Source organism: Burkholderia sp. Tr-862, from assembly GCF_011753085.1.
Lineage (GTDB): Bacteria > Pseudomonadota > Gammaproteobacteria > Burkholderiales > Burkholderiaceae > Burkholderia > Burkholderia ambifaria.
In genome coordinates this window covers 1-1798 of the sequence record NZ_VWWG01000354.1, presented here as the reverse complement: position 1 = coordinate 1798, position 1798 = coordinate 1, and the positions used below count along the sequence as shown (strand labels likewise).

Annotated in this window: 3 protein-coding genes; 1 reads left to right on the top strand and 2 read right to left on the bottom strand. The window is 69.9% G+C overall.

The features are described from left to right. On the bottom strand, positions 1 to 350 hold a 350-nt coding region (locus F3J14_RS34775; protein ID WP_166726738.1), incomplete at its 3' end, for an SH3 domain-containing protein. A 33-nt stretch (positions 351 to 383) separates the two neighbouring features. Next, on the bottom strand, positions 384 to 833 hold the full coding sequence (locus F3J14_RS34770) for a hypothetical protein (RefSeq protein WP_166726737.1): 450 nt from the start codon (positions 831 to 833) through the stop codon (positions 384 to 386). 307 nt (positions 834 to 1140) lie between these two features. On the opposite strand from F3J14_RS34770, the gene F3J14_RS34765 reads away from it, so the two are divergent. After that, on the top strand, positions 1141 to 1798 hold a 658-nt coding region (locus tag F3J14_RS34765), incomplete at its 3' end, for an RNA polymerase sigma factor region1.1 domain-containing protein (RefSeq protein WP_282100805.1).

Genomic DNA, 1798 nt, shown 5'->3' with positions numbered 1-1798 from the left:
TCCCAGTACGCGCCGATCGCGAACCCGGTCACCGGCACGCCGATCATCGCGCCGTATTCGAGCAGCGGCACGTAATTGCCCTGGTAGGGGTAGTCGAGCTGCTGCGCGTCGATCCAGCCGCGCACGCCCGGCAGCGCGACGTCGCACCACGAGTAGTCGCTCAGGCAACCGAACACGTCCACCGCGGTGCCGGGCGGAAGTTGCGCGACGACCGGATAATCGGGCGCCGGCCCCGCAAAGAGTTCGGCCCCCGAGTTCGTGTAAGCGCTGCTTTGCGCGTCGGCGATCCCCGGCACGGCAGCGATGCCGAACAGGACGACGCACAGACTTCGGATGATGGTGTTGCTCATGTTGCTCTCCCGCGCGGTGCCGCCGCGCGTCGGTCAGTGTCGATGCCCGCCGCCCCAGTGTCCCCCGCCCCAATGTCCGCCACCCCAGTGGCCACCGCCCCACGGACGGTGCCAGCCCCGGTAGCCGCCGCCCCAATACCCGCGGAAGCCGAAGCCGATCGTGACGGGCGGCCCGTACCAGCCCGGGTAGTACGCGGGGTAGTAGGCCGGGTAAGGCACATAGGCAGGCGCCGCATAAACGGGAGCCGGCGCGTAGGCGTAGGCATAATCGTCCGTCGGCGGCGGCACGGCCGGCGCGGCGGATGTGGACGAGGTGGCCGGGCCGGCATTTGCCGGCGCCACCGGAATCTCGCGCTGCGACACCACAGCGGGCACGGGTGCGTAATACGGTGCATAGCCGTAAGGGCCCGTGTAATAGCAGCCACTCAGCGCGATCATGGCCAGGCCGATAATGGCTGGCCTCGCGGCGGGAATCGGGGTCATGTGAAGCTCCGCAGGAATTCGTGCGTCGCCGCACGGCGCGCGCCTGACTCTAGCTTACGTCCCCTGCATATTTCTGCGGGTTTGATCGGTTACTTTTTGTTTCGCCGCCGCAATTGAAGGGGTCGCACCGCGCGGGTACGCCGCGTGCTCGCGCGTCTGGCGCGCCGGCGTTGAAGTTGGCGCAAATGCCCTCACTTGGATATTCAATCAGGCTGGCCGGCGCGGACGGGTGTTCGCGGCCCCCGACGGCCTGAAACCAGCGGACTTCGGCCCGCCCAACAGGAACGCGGTTCACGCCGCCATCGACATGACTACGCCACGCCCCACGCTTCGGGCGGACACGCCCCTCGATCCGATCATCCAGCTGCTGGCGCTCGCCGGCGAACAGGGTTATCTGACGCACGCCGACCTCGTCGACGCGCTGCCGCCGGAAAGCGACAGCCCCGACGCGCTGGACGTCGTGCGCGCCGCGCTCGCGGACATCGGCATCGCCGTGCTCGACGAGCCGGCCGCGCCGGCGCCGTTCGCGGGCGCGGCACCGGTCGACGTCGATCGCGATGCGCTCGACGAGGGCCGCGCGCTGCTCGGCGATCTCGCCCGCGGCACGAGCGCGTCGACCGATCCGCTCGCGCTCTATATGCGACGCATTCATGCGGTGCCGCTGCTCAAGCGTGAGGACGAAATCGTGCTCGCCCGCGAGATCGAAACCGGCCGCCATCAGATCCTGCACGCGCTCGCCGGCTATCCGGCGGCGGTCGATGCGCTGCTCGCGCGCCATGGTGCAACGGGTGTAAGCGGCGCGGCCGGAGACGAAGGCGATGACATCGGCGACGGCGAACGCGACACGCCGGCACCCGCGCGCTACGACACGCTGCAGGCCGCCGTCGCGGCCTTGCGCGCCGCACTGCACGCACAAGGCTGCCGCTCGGCCGAATACCGCGACGCGCGCAACCGCCTCGCCGCAC

What these genes read in the sequence shown, in the direction of transcription:
- F3J14_RS34770 (WP_166726737.1), bottom strand. Translation starts at nt 833, where the DNA reads ATGACCCCGATTCCCGCCGCGAGGCCAGCCATTATCGGCCTGGCCATG.